The organism is Nocardioides sp. QY071 (assembly GCF_029961765.1).
In the GTDB taxonomy this organism is placed as follows: Bacteria; Actinomycetota; Actinomycetes; order Propionibacteriales; family Nocardioidaceae; genus Nocardioides.
The window spans coordinates 3747124-3767244 of record NZ_CP124681.1 but is presented as its reverse complement, the minus strand read 5'-3'; the positions used below and the strand labels follow the sequence as shown (position 1 = coordinate 3767244).

Annotated in this window: 19 protein-coding genes; 16 read left to right on the top strand and 3 right to left on the bottom strand. The window is 65.1% G+C overall.

Annotated elements, in window-relative coordinates; all coding sequences use genetic code 11:
• Positions 1-9: 9 nt before the first annotated feature.
• The gene (locus tag QI633_RS18170) at positions 10-2031 is read left to right on the top strand and encodes an NADPH-dependent 2,4-dienoyl-CoA reductase (protein ID WP_282426627.1); all 2022 of its coding nucleotides are present in this window, start codon (positions 10-12) and stop codon (positions 2029-2031) included.
• Positions 2032-2086: 55 nt separating this feature from the next.
• Positions 2087-2644, top strand: a complete 558-nt coding sequence (locus QI633_RS18165) for a PadR family transcriptional regulator (RefSeq protein WP_282426626.1) — start codon at positions 2087-2089, stop codon at positions 2642-2644.
• Here QI633_RS18165 and QI633_RS18160 read toward each other — a convergent pair.
• Positions 2631-3419 (bottom strand): crotonase/enoyl-CoA hydratase family protein, encoded by a 789-nt coding sequence (locus tag QI633_RS18160; RefSeq protein WP_282426625.1) that lies wholly within the window; start codon positions 3417-3419, stop codon positions 2631-2633. The two genes, QI633_RS18165 and QI633_RS18160, sit on opposite strands and share 14 nt — an antisense overlap.
• Positions 3420-3637: 218 nt before the next feature.
• On the opposite strand from QI633_RS18160, the gene QI633_RS18155 reads away from it, so the two are divergent.
• From QI633_RS18155 to QI633_RS18135, 5 genes are read left to right on the top strand one after another with little or no spacing between them, the layout of a single operon-like run.
• Entirely contained in the window at positions 3638-4765 is a 1128-nt protein-coding gene (locus QI633_RS18155) for an acyl-CoA dehydrogenase family protein (protein ID WP_282426624.1), read from the top strand.
• The gene (locus QI633_RS18150) at positions 4762-5535 is read left to right on the top strand and encodes an SDR family oxidoreductase (protein WP_282426623.1); all 774 of its coding nucleotides are present in this window, start codon (positions 4762-4764) and stop codon (positions 5533-5535) included. Before QI633_RS18155 ends, QI633_RS18150 begins: the two co-directional genes overlap by 4 nt.
• A 13-nt stretch (positions 5536-5548) precedes the next feature.
• Positions 5549-7066: an AMP-binding protein gene (locus QI633_RS18145; protein WP_282426622.1), complete on the top strand. Its 1518-nt coding sequence runs from the start codon at positions 5549-5551 to the stop codon at positions 7064-7066.
• A 10-nt stretch (positions 7067-7076) separates the two neighbouring features.
• Positions 7077-7949 carry an SMP-30/gluconolactonase/LRE family protein gene (locus QI633_RS18140; RefSeq protein WP_282426621.1) on the top strand — a complete coding sequence of 291 codons (873 nt, stop codon included), beginning with the start codon at positions 7077-7079 and terminating at the stop codon, positions 7947-7949.
• 37 nt (positions 7950-7986) lie between these two features.
• Complete coding sequence (locus QI633_RS18135; protein WP_282426620.1) at positions 7987-9096, top strand: phosphotransferase family protein; 1110 nt, start codon at positions 7987-7989, stop codon at positions 9094-9096.
• A 19-nt stretch (positions 9097-9115) separates the two neighbouring features.
• On the opposite strand, the gene QI633_RS18130 is transcribed toward QI633_RS18135, so the two are convergent.
• Positions 9116-9919 (bottom strand): enoyl-CoA hydratase-related protein, encoded by an 804-nt coding sequence (locus tag QI633_RS18130; protein ID WP_282426619.1) that lies wholly within the window; start codon positions 9917-9919, stop codon positions 9116-9118.
• Entirely contained in the window at positions 9916-11064 is a 1149-nt protein-coding gene (locus QI633_RS18125) for a CaiB/BaiF CoA-transferase family protein (protein WP_282426618.1), read from the bottom strand. The genes QI633_RS18130 and QI633_RS18125 overlap by 4 nt, the downstream gene beginning before the upstream one ends.
• A 107-nt stretch (positions 11065-11171) precedes the next feature.
• Here QI633_RS18125 and QI633_RS18120 point away from each other — a divergent pair, with 107 nt between their 5' ends.
• The 9 genes from QI633_RS18120 (at position 11172) to QI633_RS18080 (ending at position 20118) form a co-directional block, all read left to right on the top strand.
• Positions 11172-12536 (top strand): acyl-CoA dehydrogenase family protein, encoded by a 1365-nt coding sequence (locus QI633_RS18120; protein ID WP_282426617.1) that lies wholly within the window; start codon positions 11172-11174, stop codon positions 12534-12536.
• A gap of 2 nt (positions 12537-12538) precedes the next feature.
• The gene (locus QI633_RS18115) at positions 12539-13555 is read left to right on the top strand and encodes an NADPH:quinone oxidoreductase family protein (RefSeq protein ID WP_282426616.1); all 1017 of its coding nucleotides are present in this window, start codon (positions 12539-12541) and stop codon (positions 13553-13555) included.
• 79 nt (positions 13556-13634) lie between these two features.
• Positions 13635-14210 carry a TetR/AcrR family transcriptional regulator gene (locus tag QI633_RS18110; protein WP_282426615.1) on the top strand — a complete coding sequence of 192 codons (576 nt, stop codon included), beginning with the start codon at positions 13635-13637 and terminating at the stop codon, positions 14208-14210.
• Between the two features lie 196 nt (positions 14211-14406).
• Complete coding sequence (locus QI633_RS18105; protein ID WP_282426614.1) at positions 14407-15600, top strand: ABC transporter substrate-binding protein; 1194 nt, start codon at positions 14407-14409, stop codon at positions 15598-15600.
• A gap of 15 nt (positions 15601-15615) precedes the next feature.
• A complete protein-coding gene (locus QI633_RS18100) occupies positions 15616-16485 on the top strand; it encodes a branched-chain amino acid ABC transporter permease (protein WP_282426613.1) in 870 nt (289 codons plus the stop codon).
• A 146-nt stretch (positions 16486-16631) separates the two neighbouring features.
• The gene (locus tag QI633_RS18095; protein WP_282426612.1) at positions 16632-18539 is read left to right on the top strand and encodes a branched-chain amino acid ABC transporter ATP-binding protein/permease; all 1908 of its coding nucleotides are present in this window, start codon (positions 16632-16634) and stop codon (positions 18537-18539) included.
• A complete protein-coding gene (locus tag QI633_RS18090) occupies positions 18536-19255 on the top strand; it encodes an ABC transporter ATP-binding protein (RefSeq protein ID WP_282426611.1) in 720 nt (239 codons plus the stop codon). The genes QI633_RS18095 and QI633_RS18090 overlap by 4 nt, the downstream gene beginning before the upstream one ends.
• A gap of 1 nt (position 19256) precedes the next feature.
• Positions 19257-19718 (top strand): MaoC family dehydratase N-terminal domain-containing protein, encoded by a 462-nt coding sequence (locus QI633_RS18085; RefSeq protein WP_282426610.1) that lies wholly within the window; start codon positions 19257-19259, stop codon positions 19716-19718.
• Positions 19648-20118 carry a MaoC/PaaZ C-terminal domain-containing protein gene (locus QI633_RS18080; RefSeq protein ID WP_349016697.1) on the top strand — a complete coding sequence of 157 codons (471 nt, stop codon included), beginning with the start codon at positions 19648-19650 and terminating at the stop codon, positions 20116-20118. Before QI633_RS18085 ends, QI633_RS18080 begins: the two co-directional genes overlap by 71 nt.
• Positions 20119-20121: the final 3 nt, after the last annotated feature.

Here is a 20121-nt window from a genome sequence, read left to right as displayed (position 1 = left end):
GGACCTTCAATGTCCCGCTATCCCCGACTGATGGAACGCCTGAGCGTCGGCTCCCTCGATCTGCCGAACCGGGTGGTCATGGGCTCGATGCACCTGGGTTTGGAAGAGGTGAGCGGCGGATTCGAGCGGATGGCCGCGTTCTACGCAGAGCGTGCGCGAGGCGGCGTCGGGCTGATGGTTACGGGGGGAATCGCTCCGAACGAGGCGGGAAGGCCTTGGGAGGACGGCGCCGCGATGACGACCGCCGAGGACGTCGAGTCCCATCGGATCATCACCGACGCTGTTCACGCAGCCGGCGGACGGATCGCGATGCAGATTCTCCACTACGGACGGTATGCGAAGCATGCAGACCTGGTCGGGCCGAGCACACTGCGCGCGCCGATCAGTGCCTTCGAGCCGCGGGCGCTGGAGTCGGCCGAGGTCGAAGCGACCATCGAGGACTTCGTGAACGCTGCTCTCCTCGCGCGAGAGGCCGGGTATGACGGGGTCGAGATCATGGGCTCCGAGGGCTACCTGATCAATACCTTCCTGGCCTCGTGCACCAACACGCGCGACGACGAGTGGGGAGGCGACTTCGATCGTCGTACGCGGTTCGCGCTCGACATCGTGCGTCGCACCAGGGCGCGACTCGGCAGCGACTTTCTCATCTCGTTCCGGCTCTCCGCCCTGGACCTGGTGCCAGGCGGCTCCACGATGGCTGAGACGACGAGTCTGGCCAAGGAGCTGGAGGTGGCGGGCGTCGACCTTCTCAACACCGGATTCGGTTGGCACGAGGCTCGAGTTCCCACCATCGCCACCTCCGTCCCGCGGGCTGCATTTGCGGCCGCCACAGGAACCATCCGGGCAGCTGTCGGCATCCCCGTGGTGGCCAGCAACCGGATCAACACGCCTGATGTGGCCGAAGATCTGCTGGAGCGAGGGGTGGCCGACCTGGTCTCACTTGCCCGCCCGCTCCTGGCCGATCCTCAGTTCGTGGCGAAGGCTCGCGACGGCCACGCCGACCGGATCAATACGTGCATCGGATGCAACCAGGCGTGCATCGACCACACCCTGAGCGGGAAAATCACGTCGTGTCTCGTCAATCCCCGCGCGTGCAACGAGACGATCATCGACCTCGCACCGACGCGAAGGAGCAAGCGCATCGCCGTCGTCGGCGCCGGACCGGCTGGCATGGCGTTCTCGCTGGCTGCGGCGCGCAAGGGCCATCGCGTGGTCCTTCATGACGCCGCATCCACCATCGGTGGTCAGTTTGACATCGCTCGTCGCATTCCGGGCAAGGAGGAGTTCAGCGAAACTCTCCGCTACTTCCGAACCGAGCTGCCGCGGGTAGGGGTAGACCTCATGCTCGGCTCACGAGTCGGTGCGCAGGACCTGATCGAGGCAGGAGTCGACGAGGTGGTCCTGGCGACGGGAATCGTTCCCCGGGCCCTGGAACTCGATGGAGCCGATCATGCCAAGGTAGTGACCTACCTCCAGGTGTTGCGCGAGGAGGTGGAACTCGGTGCTCGGGTCGCCATCGTCGGAGCTGGAGGAATCGGCTTCGATGTTGCGGAATTCGTCACGCAGGACGGCCCGCCGGCCAGCCTCGACATCGCGAAGTTCTATGAGCACTGGGGTGTCGATCCGACCTTCGAGTCTCCCGGAGGTCTCGCCCCCGCCCATTCCCGCCGTTCACATCGGCAGGTCTACCTGTTGCAACGGAAGGCTACGAAGGTAGGGGCTGGCCTAGGTGTCACCACCGGGTGGATCCATCGTGCGGAGTTGGCCGGGCGTGGAGTGCAGGTGATGGCGGGGGTCACTTACGTCCGCGTCGATGACGACGGGCTCCATGTCCTCGTGGACGGGGAGGCACTGACGCTCGAGGTGGACAACGTCATCGTCTGTGCTGGTCAGGAGCCCCAGCGGGAGCTCCTGCCCGAGCTGGAGGCCGCGGGCGTCGCGGTACGCCTCATCGGTGGTGCCGACGTGGCGGCCGAGCTGGACGCTAAGCGCGCCATCCACCAGGGGGTCACGCTCGCCGCGATGATCTGACGGCCAGAGTGACGGTATCGTCGCCCAGCAGGGTAGGTCCGAGCCGAGAGGTGCCATGTCGCTGCGCCACGCCATCCTCACCGCGCTCCTTGAGCGGCCGTCGTCCGGGCTCGACCTGGCGCGGCGCTTCGACAGATCAATCGGGTACTTCTGGCCCGCCACGCATCAGAGCATCTATCGAGAACTCGCCCGCTTGGAGACAGAGCAATGGGTCGAATCGGTTCCGCAACCGCGGTCGCGAGGTCGGCGAAAGCTCTATCGGGTACTACCGGCAGGCCGCTCCGCCCTGATCGCTTGGCTTGCGCAGGACGAGGAGCCCGAGCGCAACCGTGACGCGCTCCTGGTGCGATTGCGTGCGGCCTCGGTGGTGGGGCCGGGACCGCTCCTGCAACAGATGAGAGCCCATCGCGACGCTCATGCGCGGCAGCACGCCGAGTATCTCGAGATTGCCGAGCGCGATTTCGCCGATGTCGGCGAGGACCCGGGTGCCCGGCTACGGATGCTGATCCTCGAGGCCGGCATCGGCCTCGAGAATCACTGGATGACGTGGCTCTCGGAGGCCATCGACGTCTTGGCCACGCTCGACTCCAGCGATCAGGTCAGCGACCGCTGAACTCGGCCCGCCGTCGTTCCGCGAAGGCGTTGAGCGCCTCAAGCAGATCGTCGCTCGGCATGAACGCCGCGTTCCAGGCGGCAACGAGCTCCAGTCCCGCTCGCACACGGCTTTCACGTTGCTCGCTCAGCACTCTCTTGACGCCTGAAAGTACCAGCGGCGAGTTGTGAGCCAGCTCCTTTGCGAGCTCCATAGTGGTGGCGTGGAGCGCGCCGACATCGGTCACAACACGATTGAGCAAGCCGATCTGTAGACCGTCGGCGGCGGTGAAGTCTCGTCCGGTGAGCGCCAGTTCTCGCAGGTGCCCATCCCCAATGATCCCGACCAGGCGCTGCAGACTGCCGAGGTCGGCGACCATGGCCATCCTCGTCTCGCGAATGCTGAACCTCGCACCCTGAGTGGCGATCCTCAGATCAGCCGCCGAGATGAGGTCCAGGCCAGCGCCAATGCACCAGCCGTCAACGGCTGCGACAACTGGCTTGGTCGTTGCGGCGACCCGCGTGAAGGCGGCTTGCAGGTCCGCAATGCGTCGCAGAAGGGCCTGTCGGTCGGCCGCGTTCGCTCCCGGCCTTGCCAGATCGAGCAAGGGACGCATGTCGACGAGGTCGAGGCCGAACGAGAAGTGGTCTCCGGCTCCTCTGATGACGATGACGCGGACGTCGTCTCGCGCCTCCAGACCGGAGAAGACGAGCGGCAACTCCTCGAAGTGCGCTGCGCCCATCGAGGGGGTGGGGCCTCTCTTCAGCAGAGTGACCGTGGCGATCAGGTCGGCCACGTCGACTCGGAAGGCGGTCCAGGGAGTGGGGTGCATCGAGGTCCTTCGCATCGTCAGTGGCCGGCCCGCCGATGGAGCCGGTGGACCTAAGCCCCGCGGCGTGCTCCACGGGTGAGAGGCAAGGTACCGAGAAGAAGCGAATCTTGACAATAGTGATTCGCAAGTATAGAAATTGGAGGGCCGCCGACGGGTGCGGCAGACCCAACGGGCAGGTGCACATGCTGACAGAACTCCAGCTCTCGATTCGCGATGCGACGCGGGCCTATGTCGACCGCGAGATCTCGCCGAACATCCAGCAATGGGAGAGCGAAGGAGCCGTGCCTGAGAAGGTGTGGCGCAGCCTCGGAGAGCAGGGCTTCTTCGGTTTGGCCGTCGACCAGCAGTACGGCGGTGCGGGGGCAGGGGTCACTGCTTGGGCGCTCATGATCGAGGAGCTCGCCAAGGGTGACTGCGCGATCGCCAACCAGGTCGGTGGCACCAATTTTCCTTTCGGTTCGAAGCTCGCCGAGTTGGGCACTCCGTGGCAGCAAGACGAGTTCCTCAAGCCCGCTGTGGCGGGGGAGTACTACATCTCCCTACTCCTCAGCGAAGCGCACGCTGGCTCCGATCTGTCCCAGGTCCGCACCAGGGCGACGCGGCGCGAGGGCGGTTGGGTGATCAACGGCGAGAAGGTGTGGATCACCGGCGGAGCGACTTCCGGCGCAGGAATCCTGCTCGCGACGACCGATCCGGGCGCGGGTGTCGGTGGTCTGACGCTGTTCCTCGTGCGACCCGACATGCCGGGGTACAACGTGATTCGACGCGAGCCGAAGATGGGCCATCGCGTGGTCGACATCTGCCAGATCTCACTGGACGACCTCGAGTTGACCGATGACCACGTGCTGGGGGAGGTGGGGACCGGCTACAAGAACATCCTGGACGGACTCGACACCAGTCGGATCGGAGTCGCAGCGCAGAGCGTCGGAGTCGCCCAGCGAGCGTTCGACCTCGCGCTCGAGTATGCAAAGGAGCGGACCACGTTCGGCCGACCGATCGTGCAACACCAGGCGATCGGGTTCAAGCTCGCCGAGATGGCGACGAGCATCGAGGTTGCCCGTCAGATGTACCTGCGTGCGGCGTTCCTGAAGGAGACGGGTGAGCGCTCCATGCGGGAGTCGGCAATGGCGAAGCTGTTTGCCTCGGAGATGGCAGAGAGAGTGTGCAGCGATGCCGTGCAGATCTTCGGCGGTGCCGGCTTTGCTGGCGGAGGGATGGTCGAGAAGCTCTACCGAGATCAGCGGATCCTGCAAATCTATGAGGGCACCAGCGAAGTGCTGAAGATGCTCATCCAGCGGGAGCTCGTGTGAACAGCCAACTCGACGGCAAGGTCGCGTTGGTGACCGGCGGCGGGAACGGGATCGGCGCGGCCATCGTCAGGCGGCTCGCGGCTTCGGGTGCGTCGATCGGCATCATCGATCGCGATGAACGGCCCGCACGCGCGATAGCGGAAGAGGTACGGTCGGCTGGTGTTGCGGCGGCGGTCGCGGTGGCGGACATCAGTGACAATGCTGCCGTCGTCAGTGGAGTGGAGTCGATCGAGGCCGCCCTGGGTCCTATTGACATCCTCATCAACAACGCTGGCTGGGATTCGCTCATGCCGTTCCTCGACAACGACGAGGCGCACCGCGACCTGATCATCGCCATCAACCTCAAGGGTCCGATCAACGTCACGCACGCGGTGCTCACTCGTATGGTCGGCCGTGGAGGCGGACGGATCGTCACCATCTCTTCTGATGCGGGACGCATCGGTTCCACCGGCCAAGCGGTCTATTCGGCCTGCAAGGCCGGCACCATCGCGTTGTCGAAGTCCATCGCCCGTGAGGTCGCGAGACACGGGATCACCCTCAACGTGGTCGCTCCTGGCCCCACCCGGACCAAGATGATGGAGGACGCACTGGACGGTGACGATGTGAACGCCAAGCACATCCTCGAGCGGATGACCAAGGCGGTGCCGATGCGACGGATGGGAGAGCCAGAGGACGTGGCAGGGATTGCCGTGTTCCTTGCAACGGACGAGGCCGCTTTCATCACTGGTCAGGTCATCAGTGTGTCCGGTGGCCTCACGATGCATGGTTAGGAAGGACTGAGCAATGAACGTCGTTGACTTCATGACGGATCTCGAGTCGCGAGCCGGGACGCGCCCGATCATCCACTTTCGTGATCGCGAGGTGACCGTAGGAGCTTTCCGAACGCTTGTCGCCGAGGCGGCCGCACAGTTGGACGCGGCCGGGGTCGGCATGAGGGATCGCGTTGCACTGCTGTCGTACAACCGACCGGAGTGGCTGGCGATCTACTGCGCCTGCTTGGCGCGCGGCGCCACCCTGGTACCGCTGAACCCCGCACTGTCGGCGTCCGAGGTCGCCTTCATCCTGGAAGACTGCACACCGGCGTTGGTGGTCGTCGACGACAGGAATCAGTCGCGGGTTCCGCAAGAGATGACCTGTCCGATCGAGGTTCTCGACGACCCCGGGAACCAGTCGTGGCACGGGGTGGACACGAGCCAGTGGCCGACTGTGGTCGACCTCGACCCGACGCACCCGGCACTGATCCACTACACGTCCGGCACGACCGGCCATCCGAAAGGTGCTGTGCTGCCGCACCGCGGCGTCGCGGCGACACTCAGCCGGACGACGACCTGGGTCGGCTCGACATCTGACGACTCGATCCTCATCAACGGGTCGCTCGCATTCATCATGCACTCCACCATTGCTGCGATGGGGCACATCGCCATCGGCGCGACAGTGGTCCTCCAAGAGCGATTCCATCCAGCGGAGGCCGCGCGCGCCATCGATCGCTACGGGGCCACCGTCATCATGTGGGTGCCGACTATGTACGTCATGCTCTGTGAGTTCATCGAGTCGCACCCGCAGGAAGAGGTCGGTTCGCTGGACAGCCTCCGGGTTTGCGTCTCGTCAGCGGCAAGCCTGCCGTGGAGTCTGGTGGAGCGGATGCGGGCTGCGACGGGCAAGACGCTGCACAACGCTTGGGGCATGACCGAGGGCACTCCACTCACCGGCTTTCCGCCGGGTTCCACCCCTGTCCCCGACTCCGTCGGCCCACCGATCGGCGACAGCGAGATCCGTATCCTCGACGCCAGCGGATCCGATGTCGAGGTGGGCGATGTAGGCGAGATCGTCTTCCGCAGCCCGAGCAACATGACCGAGTACTACAACCGCCCCGAGGCAACGAAGGACACCATCATCGACGGATGGGTGCATTCGGGAGACCTCGGTCATCGCGATGCAGCGGGGAACATCTACATCTCCGGTCGGATCAAGGACATGATCATCCGCGGCGGCGCGAACATCTACCCGGCCGAGATCGAATCCGTACTTGCCGAGCACGACACGGTGGCGGAAGCGGCTGTCATCGGAATCCCCGACGAACGCTTCGGCGAGATCCCCGTGGCCTACGTCGTCGCTCGGGGTGGCGAAGAGCCGGACAACGATGTGCTGAGGGACTTCTGCGCAACCCGCCTGGCCTCCTACAAGGTCCCCGCATGGATCGCGGTCGTCGACGACCTGCCACGCGGGCCCACCGGCAAGACGCTGAAGCGAGTACTGCGCCACCAGACCGAAGCGGCCCAGAGTGCCACTCCCACAACCTGAACGGACTCACATGCGCACTTACGAAGTAGATCTTGTCTCGACAGGCCACGGACTTCTCGAAGGCCCCGTCTGGACGCCAGAGGGACTGGTCGTGGCCGATGCAACGGCCGGAGGCGTGCTACGCGTAAGCGACTCGGGGTTGGTCGAGACGGTGATCGAGCACCGGCGCGGGATCGGCGGTATGGCGGTCCACGCCGCCGGCGGACTCGTCATCAGCGGTCGCAACGTGGCCGTCAAGGGCCTTGTCGGCACTGAAGACACGAGCACCCACGTGCTCAAGGAGAACGACCCGGACCATGGCATCGTCGGCTACAACGACCTGACGGTGGACGCTCACGGACGCCTGTACGTCGGCTCGCTCGCCTTCGTGGCCTCCGAGTCACGCGACGCTGACAAGCCCGGGCAGCTGTTCTGCATCGAGCTCGACGGTCGGGCTCGGGTGGTAGCGGACGACATTCTTCTCACCAATGGCCTGGGCTTCTCGCCGGACGGATCACTGCTGTATCACGCCGACACCCTCCGCTCCTCCGTCAACGTCTACGACGTGGATGGCAGTGGCGACCTCGGCGCCAAGCGCACGTTCGTCACAACCGGCGCCGGACAGCATCCTGACGGACTTGCCGTCGATGCCGCCGGGAATGTCTGGGTGGCTCTTCCCCACAGCGGTCAGGTGGGCTGCTTCTCCGCCGCAGGTGAGCATGTCGCATCCATCGAGATCGGCGTCCCGATGGTGACGAGCCTGGCGTTCGGTGGCGACGATCTGCGTGATCTCTACATCGTTTCAGGGTCCGAGGGCCTCGACACCGAACGCGGAGCGGGGATCTTCAAGACGCGCGTCGAAACCCCCGGCCTGCCGGCGGCGGTCTGCCGGGTCGCGCTGTGATCGGCGCGCATCCCGAGCTCACCTCGGGGAGAGTCCGTTGAACTCGCCAACGACTAGAGCGACGGAAGGCCGCGGCGCCGACCGGCAGCAACTCAACTCCGGCGTCACCGCCGTGCGGCAGGAATATCGCTTCGATTCCGAGCGGCTGGCGAACTGGTTGCACTCGGCCGTGCCCTCGATCGGTGGCCCGCTCGAGGTGGCGCAATTCCGTGGCGGCCAGTCGAACCCCACCTACAGGTTGCACACCCCCAGTGGTGACTTCGTGCTGCGGCGCAAGCCCCCGGGCGAGCTGGTGCCGGGGGCGCACGCTGTCGATCGAGAAGCACGGGTGATGTCGGCGCTGCACGCCGTCGGGATCCCGGTCCCTCGGGTCTTGGCACAGTCCGAAGACCCGGCGATCATCGGGACGCCGTTCTATGTCATGGAGCTGGTGGAGGGCCGGATCTTCTGGGACAGCTCCCTTCCTGGGGTCGCGCCCGACGAACGAGCCGTGATGTTCGACGACATGAACCAGGTTGTCGCGGCCCTGCACGCGGTGAGTCCCGACGCGGTCGGACTGAGCGACTTCGGCCGCCCAGGTGGCTATGTGCGTCGGCAGCTGGAGCGGTGGTCGCGACAGTACGAGGCAGTGCCTGGCGATCGCGACGCCGACATCGACTGGTTGCAGGCGTGGCTTCGCGAGAGGGTGCCCGCGGAGGAGAGCGTCTCCATCGCCCACGGCGACCTGAAGTGCGACAACCTCATCTTTCATCCGACAGAGCCTCGGGTCGTCGCGATCCTCGACTGGGAGCTGGCTACGCTCGGCGATCCGCTCGCGGACTTCGCCTACAACGTGTTGATGTTCCACTTGCCCAATGCCATCGCGGGTGGGCTGGGCGCCCTGGGCGAGGCACAGCTGCGAGACCGAGGCATTCCCTCGGAGCCCGAGTACGTCGCGAGGTACTGCGAGCGGACGGGCCGTGCGCAGATCGCCGACCTTGACTTCTACTTGGCGTTCAACGCCTTCCGCCTCTACGCGATCATGCACGGCATCCGCGCCCGGATCGAGCTGGGAACGGCTGCATCGGCACATGCACGAGAGACCATCTCGGCTATGGATCAGCTGGCCAAGATCGGTCGACGGCTGGCCGAGCGCGCCCGGGACTGACCAGCGACCGCGTCGTGGCTCAGCTCAGCCAAGAGCTGTGAAAACTGGGGCGTCGGCGTTCACCGAAGGCCGCGATCCCTTCTCGAAGATCGGCCCCGGAGAACGAGTCGACCCGAAGCTGCTCGAGCGCAGCGGTCTCGTCGGGCCGATCTAGAGACTGGTCGATGATGAGCTTTGTCAGTCGGATCGCGTACTGCGACTGATGCGTCAACTGGCGAGAATACTCCGCGACCGCCTCGTCCAACTCGGCTTCGGGCATCACTCGATTGACCAAGCCGTAGCTGTGCGCCGTGGTGGCATCGATCCTGCGAGCAGTGAAGAGAAGATCACGCGCCGCGCCGATCCCGACGAGTTCGATCAACCGGCGGGTCGAGTTCACGCTGTAGGCCACACCCAGGCTGGTTGGCGGGGTCGCGAAGACGGACGTTTCCGATGCGAAGCGGAGATCGCAGGCCATCGCGATCTCGAGTCCACCGCCGATGCAGTACCCGCTGATGCGCGCCACGGTCACTCGTCGACAGCGGGCGATGCTCGACTCCGCCGAGCTGATCGCGTCGATGTACTCTCGCGCCGCGGTGGGATCGTCTAGAGCCGCGTGCAGGTCGGCGATGTCGGCACCGGCGGCGAAAGCCTCATCCCCGGCGCCGCGGATCACCAGTGCCACGACGTCACTGGCCGCCTCGACTTCGGCGACCAACGGGGGAATCGCCCGCCACATACTCAGGTTGAGGGCATTCCGCGCATCAGGTCGGTCAATCGTCAGGGTCGCCGTGCGGCCATCGACCGAGAGCTGGACCTGGCCTCCGGGGCGTTCGGTGCTCATGGCTGATCTCCCTCGCTCGCCGGGTTGAAGAAGGCTTGGGTCTGTTCGAACAGCGCCTGAGAGCTGCCGAGCTGGGGGGAAAACTGCTCGCCACCACGCCGGAACTGCCGGTGGAGTGGGCTGGGAATCGCAGCGAAGCTCCGACCGGATGCGGTCGAGGTTTCGTTGAACGTGCCGCGTGCGAGCCAGTGCGGGTGCGCGAAGGCGTTCTCGGGTGTGGTCATCACCGAAACGCAGACGTCGCGGCCGTCGAAGAGCGAGTGCCAATGCTCGCCATCGTGCTGGGCGAACAGCCGCGCGAGGTGCGCCTCGACCGTCGCGACTTCGGCGTCGTTCCGCCTCAGTTCTGCCGGAAGGTCGAGCAGCTCGCAGAACTGCTGCCAGAAGCGCTCCTCGAGGGCGGCGACAGCGACCACCGCGCCGTCGGCTGCCGGGTAGAGCGAGTACCGGGGCGACCCGCCAGCGGGGTGGGACGTGCCGGGCGCACTAGCACTTCCGGCGGTGTCTACCTGGGTCCGCACCCACCAGTGCCACAGGAACAGGTTCTCGGTCATCGCGATGTCGAGGTGCGCTCCGACTCCGGTCTGCTCGACGGAACGCAGGCCGAGGAGGATGTTCACCACGGCCGGATAGCTACCCCCGCCGATGTCGGCGACGAACGTCGGCGGAAGGTGGGGAACTCCATCCGTGGTCGAACGGCGTGCCGACGCGAGCAGCCCGGCGTCGACGAGATAGTTCAGGTCGTGGCCGGCCTTTGCCGCCAGAGGTCCGTCCTGTCCGTAGCCGGTGATGGAGCAGTAGAGGATCCGTGGGTTGAGGGCTCGGGCGTGCTCGTAGCCGAGGCCGAGTCGATCCATCACGCCAGGGCGGAACTGCTCGATCAGGACGTCTGCACGCTCGATGAGTCCCTCGAGTGCGGTAATCGCTGAAGGATCCTTGAGGTCGAGAGCGACGCTGCGCTTGCCTCGATTGAGATTCACGAAGTCGAGCGGATCGAGCACTCGCATCTCGTCGCCGACGCCAGGCCGTTCCACCTTGAGGACGTCTGCTCCGGCGTCCGACAGGAGCAGGCTGGCGAGGGGGCCCGGCACCAGGGTCGAGAAGTCGAGCACCCGGATGCCCGACAGGGGGAGCGGTGAAGGCATAGGAGACCTTTCGGGAAGTCCAAAACAGAAATGGTGAGTCATGAGTATACGTTTTGGTCTACTGTGTATCACACCCGTCCCCGAGGAGACAGATGAATCCCCCGAAAATGACCGCAAACCTGTCAGCGCAGTCCGATGTGGATCTGCGCCACTCCGACCGCAGTCGCGACCTCCAGCAGCAACTGGGTGCCTTCATGGACGAGTACGTCTATCCGGCCGAGCGGGCGGTGCACCACGAGATCGAGCGGCTCGGGCCTTGGGCGAGGTACCCGACGCTCCTTGAGTTGCGGGCCAAAGCGAAGAGTGCCGGCTTGTGGAACCTCTTCATGCCAGCAGGCCGGGATGGGGATGGATTGACCAACCTGGAGTACGCGCCGCTCGCCGAGATCATGGGGCGTGTCCTGTTCGGCGCCGAGGTGTTCAACTGTTCTGCACCCGATTCGGGAAACATGGAGACCCTCCACAAGTACGGAACTCCCCAGCATCAGGCGCGCTGGCTCTCGCCACTGCTCGAGGGAACGTCTCGATCGGCATTCGCGATGACTGAGCCGGATGCGGCATCCTCGGATGCCACCGCTATCTCAAGCTCCATCGTCCGCGATGGAGACGAGTACGTGATCAACGGGCGCAAGTGGTACACGAGCGGCGCGACCCATCCGGACTGCGAAATCATGATCTTCATGGGCCGCACGGACCCCGCTGCAGAGCGACACCGACAGCAGAGCATGGTGCTCGTTCCGAGGAACGCCGAGGGAGTACGCGTCGTTCGAGCTCTGCCCGTGCTCGGGTCGTACCTGGACCGTGCGTGCGAGGTCTGGTTCGACGATGTTCGGGTGCCGGTCGAGAACGTCCTGCTCGGAGAAGGCCGCGGATTCGAGATCGCCCAGGGACGGCTGGGGCCAGGTCGCATGCACCACTGCATGCGACTGATCGGGTTGAGTGAACGAGTCTTGGAGCGAATGTGCCGGCGCGTTGAGAGCCGGTCCACGTTCGGTCGCCCCATTGCTGAGCAGACGGTGACGCTCGAGAGGATTGCGGAGGCACGACTGCGGATCGAGCAGGCTCGACTTCTCACCGTGAAGGCGGCGTGGATGATGGACACGGTCGGCAACTCGGCGGCGCGCCAGGAGATCGCGATGATCAAGGTGGCAGCGCCGGCCATCGCGCAGCAAGTCGTGGACTGGGCCATCCAGGCGTTTGGAGGAGCCGGCCTGACGAATGACTTCCTCCTCAGCACCATGTACGCCAACGCGCGCTCGATGCGACTGCTCGACGGGCCTGACGAAGTCCACCGCAACCAGATTGGACGCATCGAGCTTCAGCGTCAGCGCACCAGATCGAACGAGGAGGCCTCGGCTCAGGTCCTGTGTCGTGACGAGGTACTCGTGATGGCCGAGGGCGGTGTGTGGCCTCGTCCGGCTGAATGGCCCCGGGGCTCCGCATCTTCGGTATCCAGTGAAGGGGGAGCCTGAAGATGCGCGCCCTGATGACAGTCGCGCCCGGAGGGCCGGAGGCGCTCGAGTGGTTCGACCTCTCCGAGCCAGTCCCCGGCCCCGGAGAGGCGTGTATCGCCGTACGAGCAGTCGGGCTGAACGCGACCGATCTATTGATGATGCGCGACCTCTACCAGGACAAGGTCACTCGTCCGTTCTCGCCCGGCGGTGAGGTCGCCGGCTTCGTGGAATCCGTGGGCGACGGCGTGACTGATCTCGTCGTCGGGGATCGGGTCGTGGCGATCACCGGCTCCGGCGGCTTGCGAGAGAAGGTCGTCTTGCCGGCCGCGAGCTGGACCAGGATCCCGGAGCAGGTGAGCTTCGAGGAAGCCGCTGTGCTGCCGATCGCCTATGCCAGCGCGCTCCACGCTCTGCAGGATCGGGCCCGGCTGGTCTCGGGCGAGCGGGTGCTGGTCCTGGGCGCGGGAGCGGGAATCGGTCTCGCGGCGGTGCAGATCGCGGCGCACCTCGGCGCTGAGGTCGTTGCCGCGTGCTCGACAAGTGAGAAGGTCGAGGCGGCACTGGCGGGTGGAGCTGCCAGTGGGTTCGTGTATTCCCCACCGGGATCAGATGCTTCCGGCCGACGAGAGTTGCGTCGGGTGTTTGCCGAGGCAGTGGGGGAGGGCGGAGCCGACGTCGTCGTCGACCCGGTGAGCGGCCCCTATGCCGAGCCAGCGGCTCGTTCCATGAGCATTGGCGGCCGGTACATCCTGGTTGGCTTCGCGGCGGGCGTCGGCCCAATGCCGAACAACGTGATCCTCGTCAAGCGCGGGGAGGTGATCGGTTCGGCGCTCGGCGAACACCTCAAGGATCGGCCACAGCACATCGAGACTCTGATGGGACAGCTCCTCGACTGGTGTGCGATCGGCACGCTAAGACCGACCATCACCTCCGTGATACCACTGGACGAGGCCGCTGCCGGGCTTGAACTTCTCGACCGTCACGCGATCACTGGAAAGGTGGTCGTGCAGATCGGCGAGCAAGCAGGCGATCGGTAGTCGTTGCGGGTACGGCGGATGAGAGGACCCAACTGTGGCACGAGGACCCTACAAGCGAAATGCCGAGCGCATCTCTGCGATGCGCCAGCGCATCGTCGAAAGTACTGCGCGCATCATCGGTGAGCGCGGTTACGCCGAGGCATCGGTGGCGCGGATCGTCGACGACGTCGGCATCTCGCAGGGCACCTTCTACCGCTACTTCGAGACCCGTCAGGACCTGTTCGACATCGTCCTCCCGACCTACGCGGAGCGGATGCTGACCTTCATCCAGGAGCATGTTGACGCCGAGTCGACCGGCATTGAGCGCGAGATGCAGAGGATGAAGGCGTTCCTCGACTTCGTCGCCGATCACCCGTGGTTCGCTCGGATCGTGGATGAGGCCAACGTGCAGGCGCCAGCAGGCAATGACGCCTACTTCGACCGGGTCGTCAACGGGTACGTGCGCACGCTCCAGCGTGCCGTCGACCGAGGCGAGATCGTCGGTTACGACCCAGAGGACCTCGAGGGGATCGCGCTAGCTCTGCTCGCTGCACGCAGCTACTACGCGAAGGTGTACCTGTCCAGCATGGGTCACGTCGGCAAGTCGCGCGATGCGGTACTGAAGGGCTATCGAGCCTTCGTGGAGCGGGCTCTCTTCATGCCACCCTGCCGATAACGCAGATCTCGAGGCCCGGCCGGCCCCTAAGCGGGGCCGACCGGGCCTCGTTGCATTTTTCGGCCCCGTCACTTCGCAGGAGGTGCTGACTGGGATCTTGACAACGGTGAATCAGGATTATAGGTTTTCGATGTCGCGGAGTGAGCGGCATCACATGACGGTGGCACACGTCACCGAGGCATGAAGGAGAATCTGGATGCACACCCGATGGACAGCTCTCGCCCTGGTCACGACCTTCCTCGCAGCCGGGTGCGGTTCGAACGCGGAATCGTCATCGGACGACAGCGATGCTGTCATCGGGGTCATCGGCCCGAAGACGGGGCCGGCGCCGCAGTTCTACGAAGACACGAAACGCGGTATCGAGCTGGCCGCCCCGATCATCGAGGACCGCTACGACCTCGACCTCGACTTCGTCTACGCGGATGACGCGGGTTCTCCCGAGGGTGCATCGCGCTCGGTCCAGAAGCTCCTGAACGAGGACGATGTCGACGCGATCTTCGGTCCTCCGCAGTCCGCTCCGGCTCTGCAGATCGCCGATGTCATCGCTCGCTCTCGGCGTCCCTACTTCCTGGTCTCGGCGGGGAATCCGGCTCTCGTCCCGACAGGCGGCGACACGAACTACGCGTTCAGGACGCAGTGGTCGGGGGCGGTCCTCAACGACGTCAACAGCCAGGTCGTCTTCGCTGACGTCGACGGCGAGAAGGCTGTCGTCGGGGTCGCGTATTCGGCAGATGCGTTCGGGCAGGCGACGATCGCTCAGTACCGGGAGCTCGGGGAGCAGCTCGGCGTGAAGGTGGTTGGCGAGTCCATGCAATCTGGCGCCACCGACTTCACGGCAGGCGCGAAGCGCCTGCGCGACGCTGGCGTCAACTCGATGTTCTTCAACTTCACCTCGGGATCTGATATCGCCACAGTGACGCGCGACATGAAGGTCGTGGGATTCGATCCGGCGCGAAAGACCACGACCAGCAACGTTCTCGCCAACTACCGCGAGCTGTCGAACCCGGCCGAGTGGGAGGGCCTGAAGTTCGTCGAGCGCGAAGACCTGAACAGCCCGACCTTCAAGAAGATCCTGGCGGAGTACAGGGCTGCCTATGGCGAGGAGCCGCAGCTGCCGACGGTCGTCTACAACGTGTACGCAGCGTTGGACGCCTACGGACAGGGGCTCAAGGCCGGCGGCTCGGACCACGAGGCCGTTCGGGACGCGATCGAGTCCGTCGCCAGCGTGAATGTCGAAGGGAGCATCTACGACAAGCCCTTCGGGCCCGGAGACGGTGAGTTCTACGACGACGACATCGACAACTGGCACGTCATGGGGTTCGACGACACCCCTGAGGGCAACATCGTCACTGAAGGCACGGTCGCCGAGTGCATCAAGCTCGGATGTTGAGAGGTTCGACAGGCCGTGGAGACTGTCGTTGCCGGGCTGGCCGCAGGCGGGCTGTTCGCCCTGGTCGCCCATGGATTCGTACTCACCTTCCTGACGACCAACACACTGAATTTCGCGCTCGGCGAGTTCATGGTCATCGCCGCCTTCCTTGCCCTGGGAGTGGGTTCGTGGGACTGGCTGCCCGCCGCAGCGAAGATCGTGCTTGTCGTCTCCGTCGTCGGCCTGCTCGGAGCATTGACCTACCGATTGATCGTCCTGCCGTTCACCACCGGTGGCCACAACGACTCGCGCTGGCTCCTGTCCACGGTCGGCCTCTCGTTCGTCGTCATCAACCTGACCACCAACGGCGAGGGTGTTCTTCGCCAGCCGCTCGCCTACGGCGGACGTGACGGAGTCGTCGAGGTGCTCGGGGTCCGACTGCAGGCACAGCAGGGCCTGATCGCCGTGGCTGCTGTCGCAGTGTCGATCGCGTTGGTGATGTTGACCCGCCTCACTGGGTTGGGTGGCCGTATGCGCGCGGTGTCAGAAGATGCTGAGGCAGCGTCCCTGATGGGCATCTCGCCCAAAGGCATCGGCATGATCGCCTATGGCCTGGCCATGTCAGTTGTTGCACTGGCAGGGGTGCTGTGGGCGGCGGAGGTGGGCGCTTCGCCGCAACTGGGCGAACCGTTGCTCGTAGGTGCCTTTGCTGCCGGCATCATCGGCGGCCTCACCTCGCTCTGGGGACCGCTACTTGGCGGGGCGATCTACGGAACGGTGACAGCGGCCGTCGGCGAGTCGGCCGGACTCATGTGGGGCGAGGTCTCGGGACTCCTCGTCGTCCTCGTAGTTCTCATGTTCCGGCCAGAGGGCCTTCTCGGGCGACGAGTGGACGTCAAGCTCTGATGCGGCGTCGAACCACAAGACCGAACCTGGTCCACCGACCGCGACCACGACCACGCCCAACCACGACGCAGGAGTACCTCATGAGAGCAACGGGCCTGATGGGACGCTCGACCTCAGTATCGCCGCAACGTCGAGACGCGCTTTTCGTGGTCCTCCTCGCCCTCCTCTCGTTCCTCGCCGTCGCGCCGGGGCTCGGCGGCGAGGGTACTTCGATCCCTCATATGCAACTGGTGGGGCTGATCGCGGGAACGATGGTCGCAGCGGTGGGTCTCAACCTCGTCTCCGGATTCGCTGGCCTCATCTCACTCGGCCAGGGGGCGATGTATGCCATCGGAGCCTACGTTTTTGGCTATCTCTCCCTCAAGGGGGATCTTCCGTTCCTCCTAGCAGTTCCGGTGACTCTCGTGGCGTGTGCAGTTCTGGGGGTCTTCGTCGCCCTCGGAACGGCACGCCTCCGGGGGCCTCAGTTCACGATGATCACGCTGGTCCTCGCAGTCCTGGTGCACAAAGTCCTCGTAGAGTGGCCGGTCCTAGGCGCGGCATCGGGATACCCCAACGTCCTCCAGCACGAGACCGGGCTCCTGCCGGACGTCAGCATCTTCGGATTCACGTTCGTGCCGCCGCTGTTCGGCGGCGAGTTCGCATCAGTCCTGCTGCTGGTGCTCGGACTGACTCTGATCGCACTCGTGCTCTACAGGAACCTCAGTCTGTCGTCCTGGGGACGGTCGCTGAGGGCGGTCGGCGAGAGCGAGCTGCTCGCCTCCCACCTCGGCGTGTTCGTATTCAGGCGGAAGGTCGCAGCACTCGGGATTGCAAGTGCCCTTGGCGGCCTCGGGGGCATCTTCTATGCCCTGCTCTTCGCCCATCTCCAGCCGGAGTCCTTCGACGTCTTCTTTTCCATCACGATCCTCCTGGCAGTCATTCTCGGCGGCAGTGGGACCGTCCTCGGGCCCGCTGTGGGCGCCGTGATCGTTGTGTGGTTGGAACGCTCGGACGCGTTGGAGGGCGTCACAGAATTTCAGCGGCGGACCTTCAGCGAACAGTGGTACCTGTCGACGCCAGGCATCATCGGGCTCATCCTCATCGTGTCACTTTTCGTCCTTCCGCGTGGCGTCGTAGGGACGCTCTCGGACCAGGTTGCCAAGCGGACACGCCGCGAGCGCGGGCAAGCAGCCGCGACCGGAAAGCCGTCCGCTTCGCCTTCAATGACGGAGTTCCTGACCGTAGAAACCGACGACTCTGCCGACGCGGAGGCGATCTTGGCGATCACCGGAGCAGCCAAGCAGTTCGGTGGGCTTAGGGCAGTCGACAACGTCGACCTACGGGTACGGCGAGGCAGCATCCACGGCGTGATCGGCCCCAACGGTGCTGGCAAGTCTTCGTTGGCGAACGTGGTCAGCGGGGCCTACCGACCTGACGGTGGTGCCATTCTCCTAGCCGGTGAGGACATCTCGGGTCTCCGACCCGACCAGATCACGCATAGAGGACTGGCTCGAACTTTCCAGACGCCGCAGCTCTTCGGATCGGCCACCGTCCTGGAGAACGTGAAGGCGGGCTTTGCAGACACGGGACGGCTCTCGTGGTGGAAGGCTGCGTTGAAGCCGCGCTCCCAATATCGACGCGAGGCCGAACTCGAGGAGCTGTCGGCTGCGCTCCTGCGGCGCGTCGGCCTCAGCGAGGAGGCACACGTACTGGCGGAGGGCCTGGCCTACGGCAAGGCGCGAGCACTGGAAATCGCCCGAGCGCTCGCCAGCCAGCCCAAGGTATTGATCCTCGACGAGCCGGCAGCCGGGCTCAACGCGACTGAGGTGACCGAGCTCGGCCGCCTACTGTCGGAGTTGCGGGCGGACGGGCTGGGCCTGATTCTCGTCGAGCACCACATGGACCTGATCTCGACCGTCGCGGACGAAGTCACCTGCATGGCGCAAGGGGCCGTCATCGCCCATGGAAGTGCGTCAGAGGTCCTCACGGACGAGACGGTACGGGCCGTCTACCTCGGCACGTCCGGGGTTTCGTCCCAGCCTGAGACAACCTATGAAGGACGGCCGGTATGAGTCTGAACGTCGTCGATGTCAGTTCGGGCTACGGCAGAGCCACGGTGATCAGCGCGATCAACGTGGAGCTGACTCCCGGTCGGATCTCCGCCGTAGTCGGGTCCAATGGTGCCGGCAAGTCCACGCTCGCGCGGACTGTGTGCGGATTGATTCCATGCCGGTCTGGATCCATCGCCGTCGAAGGCACCTCCGTGCACAAGCTGTCCGCCGCTCAGCGGGCACGTGCGGGGATCGTCATGGTGCCTGAGGGCCGGCGGTTGTTCGGCAAGCTCACGGTGGGAGACAACATTCGGTTGGGTGCCTGCGCGGCCTCGGGGAGAGGCAAGGCCTCGGTGCAACACGTCGACACCCTCCTCGACGCTTTTCCCATCCTCCGCGAACGCTGGTCCCAGCGCGCGGGCCAGCTGTCCGGAGGCGAACAGCAGATGGTGGCCCTTACCCGCGCAGTCGCTTCGGCACCGAAGTTCCTCCTGCTGGACGAGCCGTCGCTCGGTTTGAGCCCCAGGCTGACGCAGGAGGTCTTCCGGTTGATCCAGCTCATTGCGCAGGAGACCAACGCTGGAATTCTGTTGATCGAGCAGATGGCAGAGGACGCGTTGCGCCTCGCGCAAGATGGTCATGTGCTCGAGCGGGGCCGCATCACCATCAGCGGCTCGGCGGACGAGCTGCGGACATCACCAGACGTTCGCGCGGCCTACCTCGGCAGGACGCACTGAGATGTCAACCGAACCCACGTCTTGGATCGGCCGACGACTCGAGGGATTCGACTGGGAGGTGACCCGTGAGGCCGTCGGCAACTTCGCCCACGCAGTCGGGGAGTCTGACCCGGTGTACTTCGATGCCGAGGTTGCACGCCGACGCGGCTTGAAGAACATCCCGGTGCCGCCGACGTTCTTGATCACGCTCGAACTTGACCATCGGGACAGCCTCCTGTTCATCAAGGAGCTTGGCCTCGACGCCGCGAGAGTCCTCCACGGGGAGCAGTCCTACGACTTTCATGCTCTCGTCCACGTCGGCGACGCGATCCGGGTCGAGCGCACCATCACAGACGCAGGCATCAAGGGGAACAACATGACCTACCTCCTGACGTCCAACAACTTCTATCGCGGTGACGAGTTGGTGGCTCAGTCGCAATGCACCTGGCTCGTCACGAGCCCTGGGGGATCCAGTGGAAGCTAGAACGTCCCTGCCCGTTGCGTCCTTCGGGCCGATCACTCGATCCATGTTGCGGGAGTACGCCGCTGCCTCCGGCGACAACAATCCACTCCACCTGAACGACGCCGCAGCCCAGCGCGCTGGGCATCGCGAGGTCATCGCGCAGGGGATGTTGTCGATGGCCTTCGTCGGCCGCTGGGTCACGTCGTGGTGCGACCTTCACGAGCTTCGTTCTGTCAGCTCCCGGTTCACCGCCGCCACTCCGCTGGGATCACTCGTGAGCTGCGAGGGACGGCTGGGCTCCGTGCACCAGGGCGCCCTGTCGATCGACTACTCCGTGTCGATCGACGGAACTGACATCGTCACTATGACGGGCAGGGTAGTCGTCGACGCCGCCGTGCTCGATCGGATGGGCAGGAGCTAGGAG

Excerpts from the sequence above, each read along its gene's own strand:
- QI633_RS18170 (WP_282426627.1), top strand. The coding sequence starts at position 10 with ATGTCCCGCTATCCCCGACTGATGGAACGCCTGAGCGTCGGCTCCCTC.
- QI633_RS18165 (WP_282426626.1), top strand. The coding sequence starts at position 2,087 with ATGTCGCTGCGCCACGCCATCCTCACCGCGCTCCTTGAGCGGCCGTCG.
- QI633_RS18155 (WP_282426624.1), top strand. The coding sequence starts at position 3,638 with ATGCTGACAGAACTCCAGCTCTCGATTCGCGATGCGACGCGGGCCTAT.
- QI633_RS18145 (WP_282426622.1), top strand. The coding sequence starts at position 5,549 with ATGAACGTCGTTGACTTCATGACGGATCTCGAGTCGCGAGCCGGGACG.
- QI633_RS18140 (WP_282426621.1), top strand. The coding sequence starts at position 7,077 with ATGCGCACTTACGAAGTAGATCTTGTCTCGACAGGCCACGGACTTCTC.
- QI633_RS18130 (WP_282426619.1), bottom strand. The coding sequence starts at position 9,919 with ATGAGCACCGAACGCCCCGGAGGCCAGGTCCAGCTCTCGGTCGATGGC.
- QI633_RS18125 (WP_282426618.1), bottom strand. The coding sequence starts at position 11,064 with ATGCCTTCACCGCTCCCCCTGTCGGGCATCCGGGTGCTCGACTTCTCG.
- QI633_RS18120 (WP_282426617.1), top strand. The coding sequence starts at position 11,172 with ATGACCGCAAACCTGTCAGCGCAGTCCGATGTGGATCTGCGCCACTCC.
- QI633_RS18115 (WP_282426616.1), top strand. The coding sequence starts at position 12,539 with ATGCGCGCCCTGATGACAGTCGCGCCCGGAGGGCCGGAGGCGCTCGAG.
- QI633_RS18110 (WP_282426615.1), top strand. The coding sequence starts at position 13,635 with ATGCGCCAGCGCATCGTCGAAAGTACTGCGCGCATCATCGGTGAGCGC.
- QI633_RS18105 (WP_282426614.1), top strand. The coding sequence starts at position 14,407 with ATGCACACCCGATGGACAGCTCTCGCCCTGGTCACGACCTTCCTCGCA.
- QI633_RS18090 (WP_282426611.1), top strand. The coding sequence starts at position 18,536 with ATGAGTCTGAACGTCGTCGATGTCAGTTCGGGCTACGGCAGAGCCACG.
- QI633_RS18085 (WP_282426610.1), top strand. The coding sequence starts at position 19,257 with ATGTCAACCGAACCCACGTCTTGGATCGGCCGACGACTCGAGGGATTC.